This window comes from Shinella sp. M27 (assembly GCF_049199905.1).
In the GTDB taxonomy this organism is placed as follows: Bacteria; Pseudomonadota; Alphaproteobacteria; order Rhizobiales; family Rhizobiaceae; genus Shinella.
Genome location: NZ_JBLZPK010000077.1, coordinates 12,866 through 35,464, shown reverse-complemented (window position 1 = coordinate 35,464; position 22,599 = coordinate 12,866). Strand labels below are relative to the sequence as shown.

The following is a 22,599-nucleotide window of genomic DNA, read 5'->3' as shown; positions in this document are numbered from 1 at the left end:
AAGTCCGCGAAGGAGGCGCTCCGCCCCGAACAGGTGCCCGAGCCGCCGAGCCGCCGCCGCTCGCGCAAGGCCCGCAGCCAGCTCGTCATCTTCCTGAATTTCGTCATGACCGTCATCGTCTTCGCGACGCTGGTCGGCGTGGGCGTCTTCTATTACGGCGTGAAGAGCTATGAGGAAAAAGGCCCGCTGGCGGCCAACACGAATTTCATCGTGCGCGCGGGCGCGGGTACCAACGAGATCGCCTCGAACCTCGAGCGCAACAACATCATCACCGACAGCCGAGTCTTCCGCGTGCTCTCGCGCATCTATCTTGATGGCGAGACGCTGAAGGCCGGCGAATACGAGATCAAGTCCGGCGCGACCATGCGCGAGATCGTCGAATTGCTGAAGTCGGGCAAGTCGATCCTCTACAGCGTTTCGGTTCCCGAGGGCCTGACGGTCAAGCAGGTGTTCAAGCGCCTGCAGGACGATCCGGTGCTGGAAGGCGACCTGCCGCAGGAACTGCCCGCCGAGGGCTCCCTGATGACCGATACCTACAAGTTCTCGCGCGGCACCAAGCGCGCCGACATTGTCCAGCAGATGCTGGCGGCGCAGAAGAACCTGATCGACCAGATCTGGGAGAAGCGCGACGACAAGCTGCCGGTCGCCACCCGCGAAGAGTTCGTCACGCTCGCCTCCATCGTCGAGAAGGAAACCGGCCGCGCCGACGAGCGCTCCCGCGTCGCCTCCGTCTTCATGAACCGTCTCGACAAGGGCATGCGCCTGCAATCGGACCCGACGATCATCTACGGCATCTTCGGCGGCGAGGGTAAGCCGGCTGACCGGCCGATCTATCAGTCGGACCTCGAAAAACAGACGCCCTATAACACCTATATCATCAAGGGCCTGCCGCCGACGCCGATCGCCAATCCCGGCCGAGCGGCGCTGGAGGCCGTCGCAAACCCGTCGCGCACCAGCGATTTGTATTTCGTTGCCGACGGCACGGGCGGCCACGTCTTTGCCGAGACGCTGGACGAGCACAACCAGAATGTCCGCCGCTGGCGCAAGCTGGAAGCGGAGAAGGCGGCAGCCGCTGCCAAGGAAGCGGATGGCGCAACGCCGCAGTAGTCGACATCATCTTCTAGCGGCCCCGGCACTTCCGTCCGGGGCCGTTTTGTTTCCGGGCACAAGCTTTATGTGGATCGCGGCGCGTTCGGCGCGCTTGCCCGTTTCCAACCCCGTGAAACTGCTTCACTTTGAAACTTGAAGTCGCGCGGGCTGCGCGTATCCGGCTGCCTCCCGTTCCGGTGAGGCGCCACAGGAGGCTGACATGACATTGCAATCGATGACCGGCTTTTCGCGGGTCGAGGGAACCAGCGGGCGCACCCGCTGGGCCTGGGAGTTCCGTTCGGTGAACGGCAAGGGGCTGGACCTGCGCCTTCGCCTGCCACCCGGCCTCGAAGCGCTGGAGGCAGATGTCCGTCGTATTGCCGGTGAGGCCTTCTCGCGCGGCAATCTCCAGATCGGGCTCGCCACCAGCGTCAGCGAGGCGCAGGTAGAGGCTGTCGTGAACCAGGGTGCGCTGGCCGCCGTGCTGGCGCTGCGCGACCAGCTGGCCGGCACCATCGATCCCGCGCCGTTGAAGCTCGATACGCTGCTGTCGGTGCGCGGCATCGTCGATTTCCGCGAGGCCGAGGAGAGCGAAGCGGAGCGCGCGACGCGCGACGCCGATATCCGCACCGGCCTTGCCGAGGCGATCCGCTCTCTCGCCGATATGCGGTGCAAGGAGGGGGCGGCGCTTGCCGAAGTCCTGCTTGGCCAGGTGGCGCGCATCGAGGCGCTGACTGCGACCGTCGAGGCTGATCCCTCGCGCAGCGTTTCGGCGATTGCCGAGCGGCTTTCCGCACAGGTCGCCATGCTCATGCAAGGCACGACCGCACTCGATCGCGACCGCCTGCATCAGGAGGCCGCCCTCATTGCCACGAAGGCGGATCTGCGCGAAGAGATCGACAGGCTGAAGGCGCATGTCCGTGCGGCGCGCGAGCTGATCGCCGAAGGCGGACCGATCGGGCGCAAGCTCGATTTTCTCGCACAGGAATTTAACCGGGAATCGAATACAATCTGTTCCAAGTCGAACGCCGCTCAAGTAACGGCTGCAGGCATCGAACTGAAGGTCGTCATCGACCAGTTCCGCGAACAGGTCCAGAATCTGGAGTAGGCCATGGCCGAGCCGTCGAAATATATCCACATCGAACGCCGCGGGCTCATGCTCGTCATTTCCTCGCCATCGGGTGCGGGCAAGTCGACGATCGCACGCAACCTGCTAGAGGCCGATCCAGGCCTCAGCCTGTCGGTCAGCGTCACGACCCGCCAGCGCCGCGCCAGCGAGATCGCCGGCCGTCACTACCATTTCATCAACCACAAGGAATTCGAGCGTCTGCGCGATGGCGATGCTCTGCTCGAATGGGCCGAGGTGCACGGCAATTTCTACGGCACGCCGCGCGAGCCGGTGGAGGAGGCCATGTCTGCGGGCCGCGACATGCTGTTCGATATCGACTGGCAGGGCGCCCAGCAGCTTCAGGAGAAGATGCCGGCCGATGTCGTCTCGATCTTCATCCTGCCGCCATCGATGACCGAGCTGCAATCGCGCCTGCACCGCCGGGCCGAGGATACGGAAGAGGTGATCCAGACCCGCCTCGCCAATTCCCGCTCCGAAATCGAGCACTGGCGGGAATATGACTATGTCATCCTCAACGACGACCTCTCCGTCGCCTTCGACGCCGTGCAGAGCATCGTCAAGGCCGAGCGCCTGCGCCGCGACCGCCGACATGGGCTGTTCGAGTTCGTGACCAAGCTGGTGACGGAAAAGCCGGTTTTGTAATTGCGAGAGGTGGGCGCCCGTTTTTTAAAGGGCGTTCGCCAGCCGCACGAACTCTTCCACGCTCAGCGTCTCCGCCCGCCGCTGCGGATCGATTTCCGCCCGCGCCAGCAGGGCTTCCCCACCCAGCGACTTCACGCTCTGGCGCAACATCTTGCGGCGCTGGCCGAAGGCGGCGTGGGTGACGCGCTCCAGCGCGGCGACGTCGCAGGCGAGTGGATTGGCGATGGGTTCGAGATGCACCACCGAGGAGGTCACCTTCGGCGGCGGCGTGAAGGCTTGGGGCGGCACGTCGAAGGCCATATTGGCATGGGTGCGCCAGCCGCAGAGCACGCCGAGGCGGCCATAGTGGTCGTCGTTCTCGTCCGCCACGATGCGCAGGCCCACCTCCCGCTGGAACATCAGCGTCAGCGAATCCCAGAAGGGCGGCCAGGTCTTCGGCAGGAGCCAGTTGACGAGCAGCTGTGTGCCGACATTGTAGGGCAGGTTGGCGATGATGCGGACGGGCTCACCCGGCGCCAGCGCCACGAAATCGGTCTTCAGCGCATCGCCTTCGATTACCGTCAGGCGGCCTGGATAATGGTCGGAAATTTCCGCCAGCGCGGGCAGGCAGCGCGCGTCGCGCTCGATGGCGATGACGCGCTTGGCGCCAAGCGCCAGAATGGCCCGCGTCAAGCCGCCGGGACCGGGGCCGACCTCGATGACCGTATGGTTTTCGATGGGACCGGCGGTGCGGGCGATCTTTTGCGTAAGGTTGAGATCGAGCAGGAAGTTCTGGCCGAGCGCCTTCTTGGCATCGAGGCCATGGCGCTGGATGACGTCGCGGAGCGGCGGAAGTCCGTCGAGGGCGGCCATCAGCGTGTCTCCTTTGCGGCGTGGGCGGCCAGTTCCTGGGCAAGACGTAGGGCGGCAAGCAGGCTGTCGGGGCGGGCAATGCCTTGGCCGGCGATGGCGAAGGCGGTGCCGTGGTCCGGCGAGGTGCGGATGAAGGGCAGGCCGAGCGTCGCATTGACGGAATCGTCGAAGCCGAGCGCCTTGGCGGGGATCAGCGCCTGGTCGTGATACATGCAGAGCGCCACGTCATAGGTGGCGCGGGCCGCGTCATGGAACATCGTATCGGCGGGCAGGGGGCCGACGGCGGCGATACCGGTGGCCTTCAGGCGCTCGACGGCCGGCCGCACGATCGCATCGTCCTCCAGCCCCAGCGCGCCGCCTTCTCCTGCATGTGGATTGAGGCCGGCAACGGCCAAACGCGGTTTGGCGATGCCGAAGCGCTGGCGCAGATCCCGCTCGGTGATGACGGCTGTCTCGATGATGAGGTCTTCCGTGAGCGACGCCGGCACATCCTTCAGCGGAATGTGGATCGTTACGGGCACGGCGCGCAGCTTCGGACCGGCCAGCAGCATGACCGGCAGCATTGCCTGACCGGTCGCTTTTGCCGCGAGATCGGCGAGAAATTCCGTATGGCCAGGGAAGCTGAAACCGGCATCGTAGAGCACGGCCTTGGCGATGGGATTGGTCACCACGGCGGATGTCCGTCCGGCCATGGTGAGCGCGACGGCGGTTTCGATGGCGCCGGTGATGGCGGCGGCATTGCGCGGATCGGGCGCTCCGGGCACGACCGCGGCGACGCAATCAGACGCCAGAACCGGAAGGGCATCGAAGAAGAGATCCGTGGCCGTCTCGGGCGTGGCGGAGGCCACGGCAACATCAAGGCCCAGAAGAGCCGCGCGGTCGCGCAGCACCGCGGCATCGCCGATGAACAGGAAGGGCGGTAGGGAAAGCGAGTGACGGGCCGACCAGAGGGCCAGAGTGATATCCGGCCCGATCCCAGCCGGATCGCCCATGGTAAGCGCCAGCGGAGGAAGTTGCGTCGTCGTCATTGGAATGCCTGCCTAGCGGGTTTGGAGACGTGCCCCGCCGGCGGGGCAGGAGAGCCTGAGCCTGTCCGGCAAGGCGCCGAGACGCCACGCCGAACCTGCGATCAACGATCGGTGATCGTCGCCTTCTTGCGCAGCTCGGCGATGTACTTCTTGCTGTTCTCGTCGCTTTCATTGCCCTTGGAATTGGCAAGGTCCTCGGCGCGGAAGACCATTTCGGCGGCCACGTCGTCGTTGACTTCGCGCTTCTTGCAGATCGCGAGATATTCGACGCCGCGTTCCGTGACGCGCGTACCGGTCGTCTGGCCGCTCGCCTTTTCGATCAGCGGCTTCCAGTCCTCGGGCAATTGCGGTGCGAGCACGCGGCCGAGATCGCGGATCGAGACGTCATGCATCGTCGCGGCGAAAATCTTGGCCTGGTCGCAACCCGGGAATTTCGAGCGTGAGGCTTCCGCTTCGGACTTGCGCTTGCCGAGAATGGCGTTGCGGCGCTTTTCCGGCACGACGAAGATGACCTGCTTGAGAAAATATTCCGTGGTGACTGGCTTCTTGCCGCCGTTTTCCTGCATGCGCTCCACCAGCGACTTGGCGTTGGTGCCGCCATTGCCATAGCGGGCGTTGACGACGCGCGGCCAGCTCATCTGCAGGGCGATATACTGCTTGAAATGGTCCGAGCCGACGCCGGCCTGGTCGAGGACCTGGCCGAGCTGCTTGAGTGTCATCTTGTTCGTCGAGGCAAAACGCGCATAGGACGCGTCCACCTCGGCCTGGCTGACGGAGGCCTTGAGGCGAAGGATTTCCGCGCGCTTCAGGGTGTCGTCGATCATCTGTTCGCGGGCCATGGCGCGCAGATTGCCCTTGGCGCGCTGCAGGCGCAGGAAGGCGGCGCGGCGCTCGACGTCACCGGAGGTGACCGGCGAATTGTTGACGACCGCGACCACGGTGCTGCCGGCCGCCTGAACGGTGCCGGCGGGGGCCACGATCGTCACGGCTGCAGCGAGTGCCACGCCCATCATCATGGAGCGCACCAGAGATTGCCTGCCCATCATGCCAGTCCCTTTCCCAAAGCCATTCTGCGCTCGCCGGGGCGCGCCTTGCAGGACGCACAACCGTTGCCGGCGAGCCTTTCTCCCCGATGTGCATAAACCATGCGGCCAAACGATGACAAGAGCAGCGCGGTGCTTACTCGAAGCCCGTCAGTGTCGTATCGCCGACACTGATGTCGCCGAGCGTGCGGAACATCAGGCGCGCGCCGATCGACCAGTCGTTCGCTGTCGAGTTCGACTTGTCGCGTGTCTGCTCGTAGACGATCGAGAACACGGTATCGCGGTCGTCATAGGAGAAGCCGACGCCGTTCCGCGTCAGGTTCTGGTTGTTGATGTCATAGGTCAGCGACCCGAACACCGACCAGTAATCGCGGAACTTGAAGGCGGCCGCCGTCTGGATTTCGCTGGCATTCTTGGCCAGGCCATAGCTCGGCTGTGCGGCGATGCGCGTATAGGTGATCTCGGTTTCGAAGCGCGCGCCGTCGAAGCGCAGCGACGTATCGGAGCGACGCAGCGACAGATCGTCCTTGTCGAGCCGCGCACTGGAGGCGATCGAAAGCCCGTTCGGCAAGTCGATGCCCGCCATGCCGACATAGTCGGACGCATCGGTTTCCAGGCCGGAATTGGCGCCGGCATTGACCAGGTCGTTGCTGGCGAAGGAGTTCACGCCGCCGAGATGGAACGACTGCCCGACGATGCTTCGCAGGCGAAACCCGTTGTCGAACGTGCCGGTGTAGCGCATGCCGAGATTGGCGCGCGTGCCGCCTTCGACCCTGTCGAAACCCGAGAACTTGTCGCGCTCGAAGATATTGGTCGCATCGAAAACGAAGCTCTGCGAATCCTCGTTCGGCAGGCCGCCGGCGAAGTCCTCGTCCGGACGCGCGTAAATCTGTGCGATCGGCTCGAAGAGGTGCGTGCTGTTTTCCGTCGTCGCCAGGATAGGGTAGCGCGCTTCAAGACCTGCCGTCAGCATGGTGCGGGTTGCGTGGTCATCCGTGGTGTAGGTGCCGCCGTAGGCCTCGCCGGGGTCGATCATGTCGAGGCGATAGAGATCGCCGCGCGCGGCAAGCAATGGCGTCAGCACGAGCCCGCCGGGCACGATGAACTGGCGTTTCCACTCCAGTTCGCTCGTCAGTCGAGTCATGCCGCCTTCGAGCCCACTGAAGCGATTGTTGTTGGGATTCAGATCACCAAGACCATAGGAATCGGCCAGGTCACGCTGGACGTTGGTGATGTTCGTCGTGATGCTGAGCTCCCCGCCCAGCACGGACTGCGGCACGATATATTCGTGATCGAGCGTCTGGGCGATCGCCTGCTGGCGCTCCAGCTTGCTGTCGGGATCGGCGTCCTGCACGTCGAAATAGAACGCGCGCAGGTCGAAGCTGTTGCGGCGGCCGAGACCCGTCAGGTAGCCCTGGTTCGTATGGATGCGATCCTTGAGGCCGTCGAGTTCATAGGTGCGCGAAAAATTGTTGTCGCCCTGCAGCATCACGTCCCAGCCGAAAGCCCAGCGGGGATTGATCTTGAACTGGCCCTCGGAGGCCACCATGCCGCGGAAGCCGTCTTCTTCCCTGTCGCTCGTGTTGGGATCGAAGGCGTTGGGGTTCCACTGGTCGATGCCGGCGGCCCTAAGCGTGACGAGGCCGTTGTGAAAGCGCTTGCGGAATTCGACTTCGGCAAGGAAACCCTGACGCGTTAGAACGGTCGGGGAGAAGGTCGCGTCCATATCCGGCGCGATCGCGAAATAGTAGGGCGTCGTGATGCCGAGCCCGAGCTTCTGCGCATAGCCAAATTTCGGGAAGAGGAAACCGGTTTTCCGCTTCACCGTATAGTCCGGCATTTCCAGCACGGGAATATAGGCGATCGGCTTGCCGAACATCTCGAAGCGCGCCTTTTCGAGGCGGATCGTGTGCGTGCGGCCGTTCTGGACGACGCGCTCGGCCTTGATTTCCCACAGCGAGCGATGGGTCGGGTTCGTGGCGCAGGGCGTGCAGGCGGTATAGACGGCGTGATTGAGGATCAGTTCCTCGCCGTTGACGCGCTCGCCGCTGGTCGCCGCCAGCTTGGTGAGGTCGGTGGTCTCGATGCGCAGGGCATTGATGAAGCCGTTGGCGAAATCGTCCGACAGGTCCATCTCGTCGCCGTAGACGCGGTTGCCGGTCGGTTCGATCAGTTCGATATTGCCGACGGCGCGCAGGCGCCCGGTCTTTTGGTCGTATTCGACCTGGCGGGCGACGAGCTTGTAGCCGCCATAGTTGATCTGCACCGCGCCGCGGGCGATCACCTTGTCGCTGTCATTGTTGTATACGAGTTCATTGGCTGCAAGCAGCAGCTTGGCATCTTCCGGCAGCTTGGGTTCCATCGCGCCGATGTCGGGCGACTGGGCCTGCGCGGGGAGGGCGGAAGCGGACACGATGGCGCACATGGCCGCACCTGCAAGCAGGGCGGCTTTCAACCACCTGTTCGTTTTGCGGTCACCTGCCGCCACTTAGCCGTCCTCCTGATGCAGTAGTATGGTCGCACCCAACGACATTGCGACGACCACTGGGAGCCAGGCCGCAACGAACGGAGGAACAACACCGCTGCTTCCGAATGCCTTCACAAGCACGGTGACGACATAAAGCATGAAGCCGGAAAGGATGCCACCCAGAATCACCGCACTCGATTGATTAAACCGGCTAAATTTCAATGATACACAGGCCGCGATCAGCGTCATCGCAACCAGGAGAAGCGGCAGCGAGAGCATCGAGTGGAACTGCGTTTCCATGGCGTCGGTGGGGAAACCGAAGGATTTTGCCACCTCTATCTTCCGGCTGAGGCTGAAAAACGGAATGGATTCAGGCTTTTCAAGGCTTTCCGAAACGAATTCCCGTTTCAGGTTGGTACGAAGCTGTACCTCATCGAGGCGGACCGGCAATTCTCCGTTGCGGGTCTCGTGGACATTCTTAAGCAGCCAGTAACCATCTTCCAAGGTCGCCGAATCGGCATCCTGGCGAAGCACGATCCTGTTCTCCTCGTCGAAGTGAATTACGGTGACGTTTACGAGACGTGTTCCGTTATCGAGAACCGCCTTCGCTCCGATGATCGACTGGTCGCCCTTATAGATTTGGCGCAGCCATGGAATGCTGTTTTCCGGACGCGACGCATTGGTGGCGCTCCAGCCGGATTCCAGCTCCAGCGCCTTCCTGGATCCCCAGGCCGCGATCGGGTTGATCGCCAGAACCGCGAGCACACCGAACAGGAAGGCGCCGATGACGAAGGGGCGCAGGAACTGCCAGACCGAAATGCCGGCCGCGCGCGTGACGACGAGTTCGTAGCGGCGGTTGAGCGAGATGAGGGCGGCCATGCCGGCGAACAGCGCGACGAAGGGCACCGTCTGCATTAGGATCGTTGGAATGCGCAGCGCCGTCACGAGGAGCCCGCTGGTCAGCGTGTAGCCCGGCAGCGCGCCGACGCGATTCGACATCTCGCTGAAATCGATGATGAAGATCAGCGAGAAGATGCCGAGCAGGAACCAGAATGTGGTGATGGCGTAGCGACGAAAGAAGTAACGGCCGAGGGTCGGGATCATGGCGTGCTACTCCCGTCCGAACTGGTTCTGCCGAAGCGTGCAAGCAGGCGGTCGCGCAGATCCGTCAGCCGCTCGCCGAAGGTGACGGGCAGTTCGAGCGTCTTGTTGCGCCCGAGATGATGGATCGCAAGGGCCGCCGTGCCGATCGGAATCATATACATGATGATGACGAAGACGAACGAGCCGTCCGCATTGTTGGAAGCGTAGAAGCTTGCCCAGCGGACGAACAGCGCGGTCAGGAGTGCTGTGATCATTGGATGCATGCGCGCTTCGCGATGCGAGCGCGCATCCGCGCTGACGACGAGCGCGATGAGGCCGAAGACCGCGGGGAACAGCCATTCCGTGAAGCGGCGATGCAATTCGGCGGTGAACGAGCCCGGGTCCTTTTTGTAATAAGGATCATCAGGATCGGGATTGAACAGATAGGGCAGGTCGCGATCCTTGGCGCGGACATTCGAGGCGCCGGCGCTCTGCGTCAGGTCGGCAAGGTCGAAGGCATAGGAATCGAACTTGATGATCGAGACATTGCCGTCCGGCAGCTTGCGATGCACCTCGCCGTCCTTCATGACCAGCGCCGAGCTGTTTTCATCCACCGCGCCTTCACGGGCATAGTAGACCATCTCGAAGCGCGGGTCGCGCGTATCGGCCACGAAAAGCCCCATCAGCACGCCGCCGTTGCGGCGCTGCGCAACCTGCACATAGAGGCCGTCGGTGATCTTGCGGAAGGTGTTTTCCTGCACGACGGCAGACAGCATGTCGGCATGCGCCGTTGCGATCATCTTGCGCACCGCGGTGCGGGAATAGGGCTCGACGAAATTGTCGACGGCAAAGGAGACGAAGCTCATTGCCACGGCGAGGATCATCACCGGTCGGATGATGGTCATGCGCGAACTGCCGGCCGAGTTCAGCACCGTCAGCTCCGAATCGGAATTCATGACAGTGAGCGTCTGCGCCACGCCGATGACCAGCGCGAAAGGCAGGATGATCGGCACGACCGAGGGCAGGATGAGGGTGGCGAGCTTCAGAAAGGCGAAGGTCGACTGGCCGCTGTCGGTGACGAGGTTGATATTGGTCAATGCCTGCGTCACCCAGACGATGCCGAGCAGGGGCACGAGCGTGGCGACGAACATGAGCGACGCCCGCCGCAGGATATAGCGCTCGATCAATTTCATCGTTTGGTCCGCGTTTTCGACAAGCGGCTCCGGTTCATGACGCCCGTCGCAACTGCATGGCCATATAAGCTTTCTTGAGGCTGATGCCATAGCGAAGATCTTCCGCCGGCAAGGAAAATTTATGGCGAACAAGCATGCTTAACCATCTGTAAACAAGGTTGCGTATCTTGCCAAGCGCCGCAAAAGCGACAAGGAATTGATGCGATTTGCGGTCTTCATAAGAGCGCTCATAGGCCGAACGGCCCCCATGCGGAGTAAATTCATGGCTTCCACCTTCGATATCGGTTTTGCAAAGTCGGCGCGCGCGGCGGGCGGCCTTGCGATCCTCCTGCAGGTTGCCGGCCAGACGGCGGCCGCTGTCGACGATGTCGATCCGCAAGGAGCCGTGTCTCGTGCCGCAGGTATTGCGAAATTCACCGGCAAGGCCTTGAAGACGCTCGATGTGCTTGCGCCGCATGGCGCTTCCGCCGACCGTATCCTCGTGCTCGGCCTCGGCGAGGCGGACAAGCTGACCGCGCATGATTGGCTGAAGGCCGGTGGTGCCGCGGCCGCAAAAATCCGCGGCTCGGAAAAGGCGACGATCTATCTCGATGCACCCGGCGTCACCGTGACCGCGCAGAACGCCGCGGACTTTGCGCTCGGCATGCAGCTCGGCGCCTACAGTTTCGATACCTACAAGACGAAGAAGGCCGACGACGAAGAGGCAAAGAGCGGAAAGGCCGTGAAGGTCACGCTCGTCACGGCCCATGCAAATGCCGCCAAAAAGGCGAACGACATCTCCGACGCGGTGGCCGAGGGCGTGATTCTCGCCCGCAACCTCGTCAACGAACCGGCCAACGTGCTCGGTCCGGTCGAATTCGCCGACAAGGCCAAGGCGCTGGAGAAGCTCGGCGTCGAGGTGGATATCCTCACCGAGCGCGAGATGAAGAAGCTCGGTATGGCCGCCCTTCTCGGCGTCGCGCAGGGCTCCGTACGTCCGCCGCGCCTGACGGTTATGCAGTGGAAGGGCGGCAAGGAGAAGGACCGCCCGATCGCCTTCATCGGCAAAGGCGTCGTCTTCGATTCGGGCGGCATCTCCATCAAGCAGGCCGCCGGGATGGAGGACATGAAGGGCGACATGGGCGGTGCCGCCGCCGTCATCGGCCTCATGCATACGCTCGCCGCCCGCAAGGCCAAGGCCAATGTCGTCGGCATTCTCGGCCTTGTGGAAAACATGCCCGACGGCAACGCCCAGCGTCCCGGCGACATCGTCAAATCCATGTCCGGCCAGACGATCGAGGTCATCAACACCGATGCCGAGGGCCGTCTCGTGCTGTGCGACGCGCTCTGGTACTGCAACGAGACCTTCAAGCCGCAATTCATGGTGAACCTCGCGACGCTGACGGGTGCGGTCATGGTCGCGCTCGGCAGCCACCATGCCGGCTTGTTCTCCAACGACGATACGCTGGCCGGTCGCCTGACCGCCGCCGGCCTCGCCACCAACGAGCGCCTGTGGCGCCTGCCGCTCGGCCGCGAATACGACAAGATGATCGACAGCAAGTTCGCCGACATGAAGAACACCGGCGGCCGTTATGCCGGCTCCATCACCGCCGCGCAGTTCCTGCACCGTTTCGTCAAGGATACGCCCTGGGCGCATCTCGACATCGCCGGCACCGCCATCGGCTCGCCGACCGACGAGATCAACCAGTCCTGGGCCTCCGGCTTCGGCGTGCGCCTGCTCGACGAGCTGGTGCGCGCGAATTACGAAGGGTGAGGAGAGGGTGAGCGAAGTCCTCTTCTACCACCTTACCGAATCAAAGCTCGAAGACGCGCTGCCACCTTTGCTCGACAAGAGCCTGGAGCGCGGCTGGCGCGTCGTCGTGCAGACGGGCGATGCGGAGCGGCGGGATGCGCTGGATGCACATCTGTGGACCTTCCGCGAGGATAGCTTTCTGCCGCACGGCACGGACGAGCAGGATTTTGCGGCCGAACAACCGGTGCTCCTGACGACGGCCCCCGACAATGCCAATGCCGCGACCGTGCGTTTCCTCGTCGCCGGCGCCGAGCCGCCGCCGCTCGATGCCTATGACCGCGTGATCTTCATGTTCGACGGTTACGATCAGGCGGAAGTCGAGACGGCGCGTGAGCATTGGAGGCGGCTGAAAGGCGAGGGGCACCAGCTCACCTATTGGCAGCAGAACAGCGACGGGCGTTGGATGAAGAAGGCCTGACCGTTTCGAGGTTCGCCTGATCTTGCGCGAAAGCAGTCGTGGGTATATACCCGTGAGCATGAGCAAGGATATCTGCCACTGCATCGTGCTGCGCAAGGCGTCGCGAAAGGTCTCGTCCTATTACGACGAGGCGCTGGCGCCGCTTGGCATAAACATCGCCCAGTTCAGTCTGCTCAGGAACATCAACCGTATGGCGCCGGTCTCGTTGACGGATCTCGGCGTGCGCGTCGAACTCGACCGCTCGACGGTCGGCCGCAATGCCAAGGTGCTGGAGCGCATGGGACTGGTGGACATCCGCCCCGGCAAGGACCAGCGCGAGGCGACGTTGACGGTGAGCGAGGCGGGGCATGCGGTGCTCAGGGAAGGGGCGCCGCTCTGGGATTCCGTGCAGGACAAGATCGAAGCCCGGCTCGGTCCTGAGGGCGCCGACCGGCTGCGGGAGCTGCTCGCGGCTCTCTAATTTTGCGCATATAGGGGTATCTACCCGCAAAATCCGCCGCGGAGCGGCGTTCACGAAAAGGGACTTCAGCATGGTTTCTACAAGCGTTGCCAAGTGGATGGCGGGGCGCAATCTGCACTACGGCTGGGTGGTCGCCGCGACCACCTTCCTGACCATGCTGGCAACGGCCGGCGCCATGGGCTCGGCCGGCGTAATGATCCAGCCGCTGCATCAGGAGTTCGGCTGGGACATCGCCGACATCTCCTCCGCCATGGCGGTGCGGCTCGTGCTCTTCGGCCTGCTGGGGCCGTTTGCCGCCGCCTTCATGAACCATTTCGGTATCCGCCAGGTAGTGGGCACGGCGCTGGCGCTCATCATGGGCGGCATCGTCGCCTCGTTCTTCATGACCGAGGTCTGGCAGCTTCTTCTGCTCTGGGGCGTCGTCATCGGCGTCGGCACGGGCATGACGGCGCTGGTGCTCGGCGCCACCGTCGCCACCCGCTGGTTTTCCAAGCGCCGCGGCCTCGTCGTCGGCCTGATGACGGCGAGCAACGCCACCGGCCAGCTCGTCTTCCTGCCGCTGCTCGCTGCACTGACGGAAGCCTATGGCTGGCGCGCTGCGCTGGCGCTTTCCGTCGCGGTCATCGCCACCGCCATGGTGCTCGTCCTGCTTTTGATGCGCGACTATCCCGCCGATGTCGGCCTGCCGGCCTATGGCGAGACGGCGATCGTCAGGCCGCCGAAGCAGGATCACAGCCTTGGCGCGACACTGCTCGCCCCGCTCGTCACGCTGAGAAGCGTTTCCGGCAATGCCGTCTTCTGGGTGCTGTTCGGCACCTTCTTCGTTTGCGGCCTTTCCACCAACGGCCTGATCCAGACGCACTGGATCTCGATCTGCGGCGATTTCGGCATGGCGGCGGTGACGGCGGCCGGCACGCTCGCGGTCATCGGCGTCTTCGATTTCCTCGGCACGGTCTTCGCCGGCTGGCTTTCCGACCGCTATGACAATCGTGTCCTGCTGTTCTGGTTCTACGGCCTGCGCGGCCTGTCGCTGCTCTATCTGTCTGTCTCCGGCTTCAGCTTCGTCGAACTCTCGGTCTTCGCCGTCTTCTACGGCCTCGACTGGGTCGCGACGGTGCCGCCGACGGTCAAGCTCGCCGCCGAGAATTTCGGCCGCGAAAAGGCGGGTATGGTCTTCGGCTGGGTTTTCGCCGGCCATCAGCTCGGCGCTGCCACCGCCGCCTTCGGCGCGGGCTATCTGAAGAGCGACTTCGACACCTATATGCCGGCGCTGCAGATCGCCGGCCTCGCCTGCATCCTTGCCGCGCTGTCGGTCATGCTGCTCAAGCGGCCGGGCCCGGCCCCGGTCGCCGCGCGGGCCTGAGGATGGCGGACATGAAAAGGCCCGCTCGAAGCGGGCCTTTTCTCAGTCGTGGAACGCATCGACGAACTTGCGTCGGCCGAGCATGAAAGCATCGGCGACGTGGCGCAGCGGGGCAAGATCGACGTCTGATTTTCCGGCCTTCACGATTTCGGCGAAACGCTTGTAGAGCATCGGATATTCCTGCTCCGGCTCGTCGTGCACCAGCTTGCCGTCAATCGAGAGCTTCGCGCCGCCCTCGGACAGCACCATCTCGCCGGCATCCGTCTGCGCCACGATATCCCAGCTTTGCTTGCCCGTCTGGCGCCAGTCGAACTCGGCCTTGAGGTCGAGACCTTTCGCGTCCGAGAAGGTCATCGACGCGGCGATCGGCGCGTCGCGGTTTTCCGGGAACTCCAGCGTCGCGGCCGTGATGAAGGCCGGGCGCGGCAGGATGTGGGTGACAATGGAGAGCGCATTGATGCCCGGATCGAACACGCCAAGCCCGCCCGCCTGCCAGATCCAGTCCTGGTTCGGGTGCCAGTGGCGCACATCTTCCTTCCAGTTCACCTGCATGGAGCGCAGCGTCGTGCCTGCGATGAAGCTCTTTGCCGCTTCGACGGCCGGCGCGTAACGCGAATGCCAGCTGGCAAACAGCGACAGGCCCTTGGAGGCGGCCAGCGCCTCGAGATCGGCGACCTCCGACAGCGTGGCGCCCGGCGGCTTTTCGAGGAAGACATGTTTGCCGGCCGAAAGCGCCTTCTCGGCAGCTTCGTAGCGGTATTGCGGCGGCATGCAGAGCGAGACGGCCTGGATGGCGGGCACGGCCGCCAGCATCTCGTCGATCGACTTGAAATTGTCGATGCCATCGACGACGCCATGGCGGCTTGCGGCGGCGATCAGCTTGTAATCGCTGTTCTTGGCGACGGCCGGAAGATGCTGGTCGCGCACGATCTTGCCGACGCCGACGATTGCGAGATTGATCGGGGACATGTCTCCACCCTCATTTGTATGATGATTTAGCCGGTGTTTTAGCAGAACCGTTCGCGGCGGCAAGGGCGTGTTTTCATGTGGCTCTGCCTATCCTTTGTGCATCTGCCCAAAAGCCGTCTTCGCCTTTCGTCTAAGGCGGGCTCTCAGCTCGGGAAAACGGGGCTTCGGACTTGAAACGAACCCTGAAATCGGCACTCTGGCCATGCTTGGCACCAAAGCAAGAACACGCCGGGCGGGGAGGAGTTATCATGAAGACGCTGCTGATTTTCAGCCGGCTGATCGACACGATCACGGAAAATATCGGGAAGGCCGTTGGCTGGCTGATCCTGGTCGCCGTGCTTGTCAGCGCCGGAAATGCCGTCATCCGAAAGGTTTTCAACATATCGTCCAACGCCTGGCTGGAGGCGCAATGGTATCTGTTCGGCGGCGCCTTCATGCTCGCCGCCGCCTATACGCTGGCGCAGAACGAGCATATCCGGATCGACGTCGTTTACGGCAAGTTTTCCCGTCGGGTGCAGCACTGGATCGATTTGCTCGGCCATCTGCTGTTCCTGATGCCCTTCGTGCTGCTGATGGTCTATTTCCTCGTGCCCTATGTGCTGATGTCCTATCGCTCGGGTGAGGGCTCTTCCAGCGCCGGCGGCCTCATCGTCTGGCCGGCCAAGGCCATCCTGCTTGCCGGCTTCGTGCTGCTCGCCTTCCAGGGCGTGTCGGAGATTATCAAGAAGCTCGCCATCATGCGCGGCGACATGGAGGACCCCACGCCCTATGTGCCGACGCATGCGCCGCTCGATACCGCAGCCGAGGAGAAGAGCGCATGATCGAGTTCATTGCCGAAAACCTCGCACCGATCATGTTCGTGTCGCTGATCGTGTTCCTGCTATTGGGCTATCCCGTGGCATTCTCGCTCGCGGCGAACGGCCTGCTGTTCTTCATCATCGGCGTGGAACTCGCGCCGCTCTCCGATTCGATCAATCTTTCCTGGCCGCTGCTGAATGCGATGCCGGAACGGCTATGGGGAGTGATGTCGAATGACACTCTGCTCGCCATCCCCTTCTTCACCTTCATGGGGATCGTGCTCGAACGATCCGGCATGGCCGAGGACCTGCTCGATACGATCGGCCAGCTCTTCGGGCCTATTCGCGGCGGCCTTGCCTATGCAGTCATCTTCGTCGGCGCGCTGCTGGCGGCCACGACGGGCGTCGTTGCCGCCTCGGTCATCGCCATGGGCCTCATCTCGCTGCCGATCATGCTGCGCTACGGCTATGACCGGTCGCTTGCATCCGGCGTCATTGCTGCGTCGGGCACGCTTGCCCAGATCATCCCGCCGTCGCTCGTCCTCATCGTGCTCGCCGACCAGCTCGGCCGCTCGGTCGGCGACATGTATGCCGGCGCGCTGATCCCCGGCCTGGTCCTGACCGGCCTCTATATGGGCTATGTGCTGGTCATGTCGATCATCCGGCCGAATTCCATGCCTGCTTTGCCGCTGGAGGCGCGCTCGCTCGGCTCGGGCGTCACATCGCTGTTCATCGCGCTTGCGGTGGCTGCGGGCATCGCTTATGCCGCCCACGTCTATCTCTCGCCGACGCATGGCGAGAATGCCGATATCCTCGGCGCGACCGTCGGCGTCATCTTCATCTATGTCGTGGCGCTGGCCGACAAGACGCTCAACATCAACATGATGTCGCGGCTCGCCCAGCAGGTCATCATCGTTCTGATCCCGCCGCTGGCGTTGATCTTCCTGGTGCTCGGCACGATCTTCCTCGGCATCGCGACGCCGACGGAAGGCGGCGCGATGGGCGCGGTCGGCGCGCTGTTCATGGCCGCCGCCAAGGGCCGGCTGACGATGGATGTCGTCCGCTCGGCGCTGACGGCCACGACGCGCCTGTCGGCCTTCGTACTGTTCATCCTCATCGGCGCCCGCGTCTTCTCGCTGACGTTCTACGGCGTGAACGGGCACCTGTGGGTCGAGCACCTGCTGGTTTCGCTGCCGGGCGGCGAGACAGGCTTCCTGATCGCGGTGAACCTGCTGGTCTTCTTCCTGGCGTTCTTCCTCGATTTCTTCGAGCTTGCCTTCATCATCGTGCCGCTGCTCGCACCCGCCGCCGACAAGCTCGGAATCGACCTCATCTGGTTCGGCGTGCTGCTCGGCATCAACATGCAGACGAGCTTCATGCACCCGCCCTTCGGCTTCGCGCTGTTCTACCTGCGCTCGGTCGCCGCCAAGGTGCCCTATCTCGACAAGCTGACGGGCAAGCGGATGGAACCCGTGACCACGGGGCAAATCTATTGGGGCGCGGTGCCCTTCGTCTGCATCCAGATCGTCATGGTGGGCCTGACCATCCTCTTCCCCGGCATGGTCATGCACTACAAGGGCGAGGGCAGCGGCGTCGATCCGGCGACCATCAAGATCGAGGTTCCCGGCTTCGGCACCAATGGCGGCGGTCTGACGCTGCCCGACAACGGTGGCGGCCTCGGACTGCCGGGCGGCCTGCAGCTTCCCGCGGGCAATCCGCTTGATGGCGGTGAGAAGCCGGCCGAGGGCACGGAGCAGAAGCCGGCAACGGATCTCTCCAGCCCGCCGTCCTTCAACTGACGGTTATCCGGGCAATCGAAACGGGGCTGGCTCGTGCCGGCCCCTTTTTCTTTGGCCATGGAGGCAAACAAAAACCCCGGAGCATCGCTGCTCCGGGGTTTTCCGTTTTTGCTCCTGACAGCCGTTTACAGCTTGTTGCTGCGCTGCTGGATCATCATGAACGTGTCGTAGTTGTATTCGGCGATCTGGGCGTTGAGGTAATACTCGCCGCGGAAGGCCTTGATGGAGTCCCAGATCTTCTTGAAGGTCGGGTTCGAGGCTTCCATCTCGGCATAGACCTCGTTGGCGGCGTCGAAGCAGGCCGACAGGATTTCCTGGCTGAACGGGCTGAGCTTGGCGCCGGCGGCGACCAGGCGCTTGATGGCCGAGGGGTTCAGATAGTCGTATTTCTGCAGCATGTCAGCGTCGGTCGCCTGGCAGGCCGTGCGCAGCAGCGACTGGTAGGCCTTCGGCAGGCCGTCGAAAGCCGCCTTGTTGAACATGGCATGCACCGTCGGGCCGCCTTCCCACCAGCCGGGATAGTAGTAGTAAGGCGCGACCTTGTAGAAGCCGAGTTTCTCGTCGTCATAGGGGCCGACCCATTCGGCGGCGTCGATCGTGCCCTTTTCCAGCGAGGGATAGATGTCGCCGCCGGCGATCTGCTGCGGCACGACGCCGAGCTTCTCCACGACCTTGCCGGCAAAACCGCCGATGCGCATCTTCAGGCCGGACATATCGGCGACGGACTTGATTTCCTTGCGGAACCAGCCGCCCATCTGCACGCCGGTATTGCCGCCCGGGAAGCCGATGAGGCCCTGGGTCGCCAGGAACTCGTTGAACATGTCGATGCCGCCGCCATGATACTGCCAAGCGTTATGGCCGCGCGCATTGAGCGCGAAGGGCACGGCGGCGCCGAGCGCCCAGACCGGGTCCTTGCCCCAGTAGTAGTAGGAGACGGTATGGGCGGCTTCCACGGTACCGGCCGCGGCGGCATCGGCGGCCTGGAGGCCGGGCACGATTTCACCGGCCGCGAAGACCTGGATCTGGAAGTTGCCGTCGGTGGCTTCGGAGACGTATTTCGACAGCACTTCCGCGCCGCCATAGATGGTGTCGAGCGACTTCGGGAAAGACGAGGCGAGACGCCAGTTGATCTTCGGGTTGCTCTGCGCGATGGCAGGCGATGCCAGCACGGTGGCGGCCGCACCGCCCACACCCGCGACACCGGCCTTCTTGATGAATGAACGACGATCCATAGTTTCCTCCCAATGGCGGACGGATGTTTTCATCCGCCCTCGTGTCATCAGGCCGGAGCTAACCATGTCGGGAAGGGGGTTTCAAGCCAAGGGGACAAAGAACGCCGAATGGGCCGGCTACGACTTTCGTCGTAGGCGAAGCACCCGGCTATCTGCCTGTTTTTTGAGCGTTTCTCGCGAGAGCACGAGGCCGGATCACCCGGCCATCGCCTCCTCGTATTCCGCCGAAAGCTCCAGCCACTGCTCTTCGGCGTCGTTCAGCTTATCGACGGCCATCGCGCGCAGTTTCGCCTTCTCCGCCGCCTTGGCCGGGCTCTTTTCATAGAGCATGGGGTCTGCAAGTTCCGCATCAAGAAGTTGAATCTGCTTGTGCAGTTTTGCCGTCAGCGATTCGATTTCGTTGATCTTCTTCTTGAGCGGCGCGAACTGGGCGCGGCGGTCGGCATTGGCCTTGCGCTGGTCGGCCTTGTTGGCCGTCTCTCCGGTGGCGGCCGCCTTGTCCTTGTCGTCCTTCTTGGGCGACTGGACGATGAGGCTGCGATATTCCTCCATGTCGCCGTCGAAGGTTTTGACCGTGCCGTTGTTGACCAGCCACAGCCGATCGACGGTCGCCTCGATGAGGTGGCGGTCGTGCGAGATCAGGATGACGGCGCCTTCATAGTCGTTCAGCGCTTCGATCAGCGCGCGGCGGCTGTCGATGTCGAGATGGTTCGTCGGTTCGTCGAGAATCAGCAGGTTGGGCGCGTCGAAGGCAGCAAGGCCCATCAGCAGGCGGGCCTTCTCGCCGCCGGAAAGATCCTTGGCGGGCGTCGCCATCTTTTCCGTGGCAAGGCCCATCTGCGCCACGCGGGCGCGCACTTTGGCTTCCGGTGCCTCGGGCATCAGCCGGCGCACGTGCTCGACAGCCGACTGCTCGGGCATGAGATCGTCCAGTTGATGCTGCGCGAAGAAGCCGATCTTCAGGCCCGGTGCGCGCTTCACCGCGCCCGCCTCGGCTTCCAGCCGGCCGGAAATGAACTTCGCGAAGGTCGACTTGCCGTTGCCGTTCGAGCCGAGCAGGGCGATACGGTCGTCATTGTCGATGCGCAGGTTGATCTGCTTGAGGATCGGCTGGCCCGGCGTATAGCCGACCGCGCCGCCCTCGATGGCGATGATCGGCGAGGCCGGCTGTTTTTCCGGCTCCGGGAAGGTGATCGGCTGCACATGCGTCTCGATGACGGCGGCGACCGTGCCCATGCGCTCGAGCGCCTTGACGCGGCTCTGCGCCTGCTTGGCCTTGGTGGCCTTGGCCTTGAAGCGGTCGATGAAGCTTTGCAGATGTTTGCGCGCGGCGTCGTTCTTCGCCTTCGCCTTCATCTGCAATTCGTCGTTCTCGGCCTTCTGGCGCTCGAACTGGTCGTAGGAGCCGCGATAGAAGGTCAGCTTCTGCTGGTCGAGATGCACGATGGCGTTGACGGCGGTGTTCAGCAGATCGCGGTCGTGGCTGATGATGATGACGGTGTGCGGGTAGCGCCGCACATAGTCTTCCAGCCAAAGCGTGCCTTCGAGGTCGAGATAGTTGGTCGGTTCGTCGAGCAGAAGCAGGTCCGGCTCGGAGAACAGCACGGCCGCCAGCGCCACGCGCATGCGCCAGCCGCCGGAAAAGCTTTTTGCCGGGCGCTGCTGCGCCTCGTGGTCGAAGCCGAGGCCGGCAAGGATGCTCGCGGCGCGCGATTGCGCCGAATGCGCACCGATATCGGTGAGCCGCGTCTGGATTTCGGCGATACGGTGCGGATCGGTTGCGGTCTCCGCTTCCTTGAGCAGGCTCGCGCGCTCCTTGTCGGCAGCCAGAACGATCTCGATCAGCGATTCATCCGTTCCCGGCGCTTCCTGCGCCACCTGACCGATGCGCGCATTCTTCGGCATCGTGACGGTACCGGCCTCGGAAGCAAGCTGGCCGGTGATGACGCGAAACAGCGTCGACTTGCCGGTGCCGTTGCGCCCGACGAGGCCCACCTTCACGCCGCTCGGCAGCGAAAGGGACGCGTTATCGATGAGGAGACGCCCGGCAATGCGGGCGGTGAGGCCGGAAATCGTAATCATGCCGGCTCTATAGAGCAATTCCAGCAAAAGTGCGAAGCGGTTTTGCGTCCGGAATTGCGTCAAAAAAAGAGGCGGCCAGCCGCCCTAAGGCAAGAGGCGGTTAAGCCGCCGTGCCCGCCCGATAACCACGCCCCACCTTCTCGGCCACTTCGGCGGAGTAGATGCGAAGCGCGATGCCGGTGTCGGTTGCGTAGGTGAGGGCCTGGTCCGCCTGATCGTAGAGCATGACAGGCGCATTGGCCGAATCGGTCATCGAGACGCCGGCGGTCAGCGTCAGGAAGCCGGCGGGAAGCTCGCGGTCCATGAAAGGGAAGGGCTTTTCGGCGACAAGGCCGGCAATGCGGCGCGCGATGCTCACGGCGATCTCGCGGCTGACATCGGGCAAAAGCAGGCAGAACAGGTCCGGCCCGGTGCGCGCGACGAAATCGTCTTTCTTGACCGAGCGGCGGAAAATGGCGGCGAGCCGCTTCAACGTCTTCTCCGCAGCCCCCGCCGGATGCGTTTCGGCGAATTCCTTGAGCTGTTCCACGCGGAAGAGCAGGAGGGCAGCCGTGCCGTCCTCGGCTTCCGTCTGGAAAAAGGTCTTCAGCCGGCCAAGCAGCGCGGCATGGTTGGCAAGACCGGTCACCGGATCATGCGTCAGGGCTTCTCGGCTGAAGGAAAGGCCGGAGCGCAGGCCGTCGAGATGAGCCTGGAGATCGCCGATCCGTTCGGCGGAACTGCGGTCGTGGCCCAGAATGTCGCGCACGATGGACAGCAAGCGAACGGTATCGGTGGCGAAATCCGAAATGCCGAGCACCGGATCCTTGCGCATGCGGGCGGAAATTTCTTCCAATTCCTGCATGGAGGCGGCGCGCTGGCGGCGGTTGGCTTCCGATGTCTCGGCAATTTCAGTGAGCAGGCGCAAGGCTTCGCCGGCAGCCTGGCCGGCGGCAAGCACATTGTGACTGGGCAGGGAATGGCGCAATGCGATCGCATCCAGCGCCGCCTGTTCCGGCGTCTTGCCAAGGGCGGCGATCTCGCGTGCCACGCCGGCATTGCCGTTCAACGCCTCAAACAGCAGTTCGTAGTTCCTGGGAAGCCCGGCAATGCCGAGATTGGCCATGACATGGGCGATGCGCGCCATGATCGGCGGAACGGTGGACGCGGTGTCCTTCGGGG

At 63.4% G+C, this 22,599-nt stretch carries 20 protein-coding genes; 9 read left to right on the top strand and 11 right to left on the bottom strand.

The window, feature by feature from the left end; translation table 11 throughout:
* The 3 genes from mltG to gmk form a co-directional block, all read left to right on the top strand.
* Positions 1–1,107: endolytic transglycosylase MltG (gene mltG / locus ACOZK4_RS26865; RefSeq protein ID WP_421594695.1), on the top strand; the 1,107-nt coding region annotated here is incomplete at its 5' end.
* Between the two features lie 202 nt (positions 1,108–1,309).
* Complete coding sequence (locus ACOZK4_RS26860) at positions 1,310–2,197, top strand: YicC/YloC family endoribonuclease (protein ID WP_421594694.1); 888 nt, start codon at positions 1,310–1,312, stop codon at positions 2,195–2,197.
* Positions 2,198–2,200: 3 nt separating this feature from the next.
* Positions 2,201–2,860 (top strand): guanylate kinase, encoded by a 660-nt coding sequence (gmk, locus tag ACOZK4_RS26855; protein ID WP_421594693.1) that lies wholly within the window; start codon positions 2,201–2,203, stop codon positions 2,858–2,860.
* Positions 2,861–2,884: 24 nt separating this feature from the next.
* Here the strand turns inward: gmk and rsmA are convergent, their stop codons facing one another.
* The 7 genes from rsmA to ACOZK4_RS26820 form a co-directional block, all read right to left on the bottom strand.
* Positions 2,885–3,712, bottom strand: a complete 828-nt coding sequence (rsmA, locus tag ACOZK4_RS26850) for a 16S rRNA (adenine(1518)-N(6)/adenine(1519)-N(6))-dimethyltransferase RsmA (RefSeq protein WP_421594692.1) — start codon at positions 3,710–3,712, stop codon at positions 2,885–2,887.
* Positions 3,712–4,740, bottom strand: a complete 1,029-nt coding sequence (pdxA, locus tag ACOZK4_RS26845; RefSeq protein WP_421594691.1) for a 4-hydroxythreonine-4-phosphate dehydrogenase PdxA — start codon at positions 4,738–4,740, stop codon at positions 3,712–3,714. The genes rsmA and pdxA overlap by 1 nt, the downstream gene beginning before the upstream one ends.
* 101 nt (positions 4,741–4,841) lie before the next feature.
* Positions 4,842–5,786: a SurA N-terminal domain-containing protein gene (locus ACOZK4_RS26840; protein WP_421594690.1), complete on the bottom strand. Its 945-nt coding sequence runs from the start codon at positions 5,784–5,786 to the stop codon at positions 4,842–4,844.
* A 133-nt stretch (positions 5,787–5,919) separates the two neighbouring features.
* Positions 5,920–8,271, bottom strand: a complete 2,352-nt coding sequence (locus ACOZK4_RS26835) for an LPS-assembly protein LptD (protein WP_421594689.1) — start codon at positions 8,269–8,271, stop codon at positions 5,920–5,922.
* A complete protein-coding gene (gene lptG, locus ACOZK4_RS26830) occupies positions 8,272–9,354 on the bottom strand; it encodes an LPS export ABC transporter permease LptG (protein WP_313522366.1) in 1,083 nt (360 codons plus the stop codon).
* Entirely contained in the window at positions 9,351–10,526 is a 1,176-nt protein-coding gene (lptF, locus tag ACOZK4_RS26825; protein WP_313522367.1) for an LPS export ABC transporter permease LptF, read from the bottom strand. Before lptF ends, lptG begins: the two co-directional genes overlap by 4 nt.
* 34 nt (positions 10,527–10,560) lie before the next feature.
* Complete coding sequence (locus tag ACOZK4_RS26820) at positions 10,561–10,905, bottom strand: hypothetical protein (protein ID WP_421594704.1); 345 nt, start codon at positions 10,903–10,905, stop codon at positions 10,561–10,563.
* On the opposite strand from ACOZK4_RS26820, the gene ACOZK4_RS26815 reads away from it, so the two are divergent.
* The 4 genes from ACOZK4_RS26815 to ACOZK4_RS26800 all read left to right on the top strand — a co-directional run bounded on the left by ACOZK4_RS26815 (position 10,789) and on the right by ACOZK4_RS26800 (position 14,559).
* On the top strand, positions 10,789–12,279 hold the full coding sequence (locus tag ACOZK4_RS26815) for a leucyl aminopeptidase (protein ID WP_421594688.1): 1,491 nt from the start codon (positions 10,789–10,791) through the stop codon (positions 12,277–12,279). The two genes, ACOZK4_RS26820 and ACOZK4_RS26815, sit on opposite strands and share 117 nt — an antisense overlap.
* Positions 12,280–12,286: 7 nt before the next feature.
* Positions 12,287–12,736 (top strand): DNA polymerase III subunit chi, encoded by a 450-nt coding sequence (locus ACOZK4_RS26810; protein WP_421594687.1) that lies wholly within the window; start codon positions 12,287–12,289, stop codon positions 12,734–12,736.
* 58 nt (positions 12,737–12,794) lie between these two features.
* On the top strand, positions 12,795–13,196 hold the full coding sequence (locus tag ACOZK4_RS26805; RefSeq protein ID WP_313522370.1) for a MarR family winged helix-turn-helix transcriptional regulator: 402 nt from the start codon (positions 12,795–12,797) through the stop codon (positions 13,194–13,196).
* A 70-nt stretch (positions 13,197–13,266) separates the two neighbouring features.
* Complete coding sequence (locus ACOZK4_RS26800) at positions 13,267–14,559, top strand: MFS transporter (RefSeq protein WP_421594686.1); 1,293 nt, start codon at positions 13,267–13,269, stop codon at positions 14,557–14,559.
* 42 nt (positions 14,560–14,601) lie between these two features.
* On the opposite strand, the gene ACOZK4_RS26795 is transcribed toward ACOZK4_RS26800, so the two are convergent.
* On the bottom strand, positions 14,602–15,528 hold the full coding sequence (locus ACOZK4_RS26795; protein ID WP_421594685.1) for a Gfo/Idh/MocA family protein: 927 nt from the start codon (positions 15,526–15,528) through the stop codon (positions 14,602–14,604).
* Positions 15,529–15,776: 248 nt separating this feature from the next.
* On the opposite strand from ACOZK4_RS26795, the gene ACOZK4_RS26790 reads away from it, so the two are divergent.
* Both ACOZK4_RS26790 and ACOZK4_RS26785 read left to right on the top strand, forming a co-directional pair.
* On the top strand, positions 15,777–16,349 hold the full coding sequence (locus ACOZK4_RS26790) for a TRAP transporter small permease subunit (RefSeq protein ID WP_421594684.1): 573 nt from the start codon (positions 15,777–15,779) through the stop codon (positions 16,347–16,349).
* Positions 16,346–18,124 carry a TRAP transporter large permease gene (locus ACOZK4_RS26785; protein WP_421594683.1) on the top strand — a complete coding sequence of 593 codons (1,779 nt, stop codon included), beginning with the start codon at positions 16,346–16,348 and terminating at the stop codon, positions 18,122–18,124. The genes ACOZK4_RS26790 and ACOZK4_RS26785 overlap by 4 nt, the downstream gene beginning before the upstream one ends.
* Positions 18,125–18,249: 125 nt before the next feature.
* Here the strand turns inward: ACOZK4_RS26785 and ACOZK4_RS26780 are convergent, their stop codons facing one another.
* From ACOZK4_RS26780 to ACOZK4_RS26770, 3 genes are all read right to left on the bottom strand, one after another.
* Positions 18,250–19,356 (bottom strand): TRAP transporter substrate-binding protein, encoded by a 1,107-nt coding sequence (locus ACOZK4_RS26780; protein WP_313522375.1) that lies wholly within the window; start codon positions 19,354–19,356, stop codon positions 18,250–18,252.
* 195 nt (positions 19,357–19,551) lie between these two features.
* Positions 19,552–21,438, bottom strand: a complete 1,887-nt coding sequence (locus ACOZK4_RS26775; RefSeq protein ID WP_421594682.1) for an ABC-F family ATP-binding cassette domain-containing protein — start codon at positions 21,436–21,438, stop codon at positions 19,552–19,554.
* Between the two features lie 100 nt (positions 21,439–21,538).
* Positions 21,539–22,599: GGDEF domain-containing protein (locus ACOZK4_RS26770; protein WP_421594681.1), on the bottom strand; the 1,061-nt coding region annotated here is incomplete at its 5' end.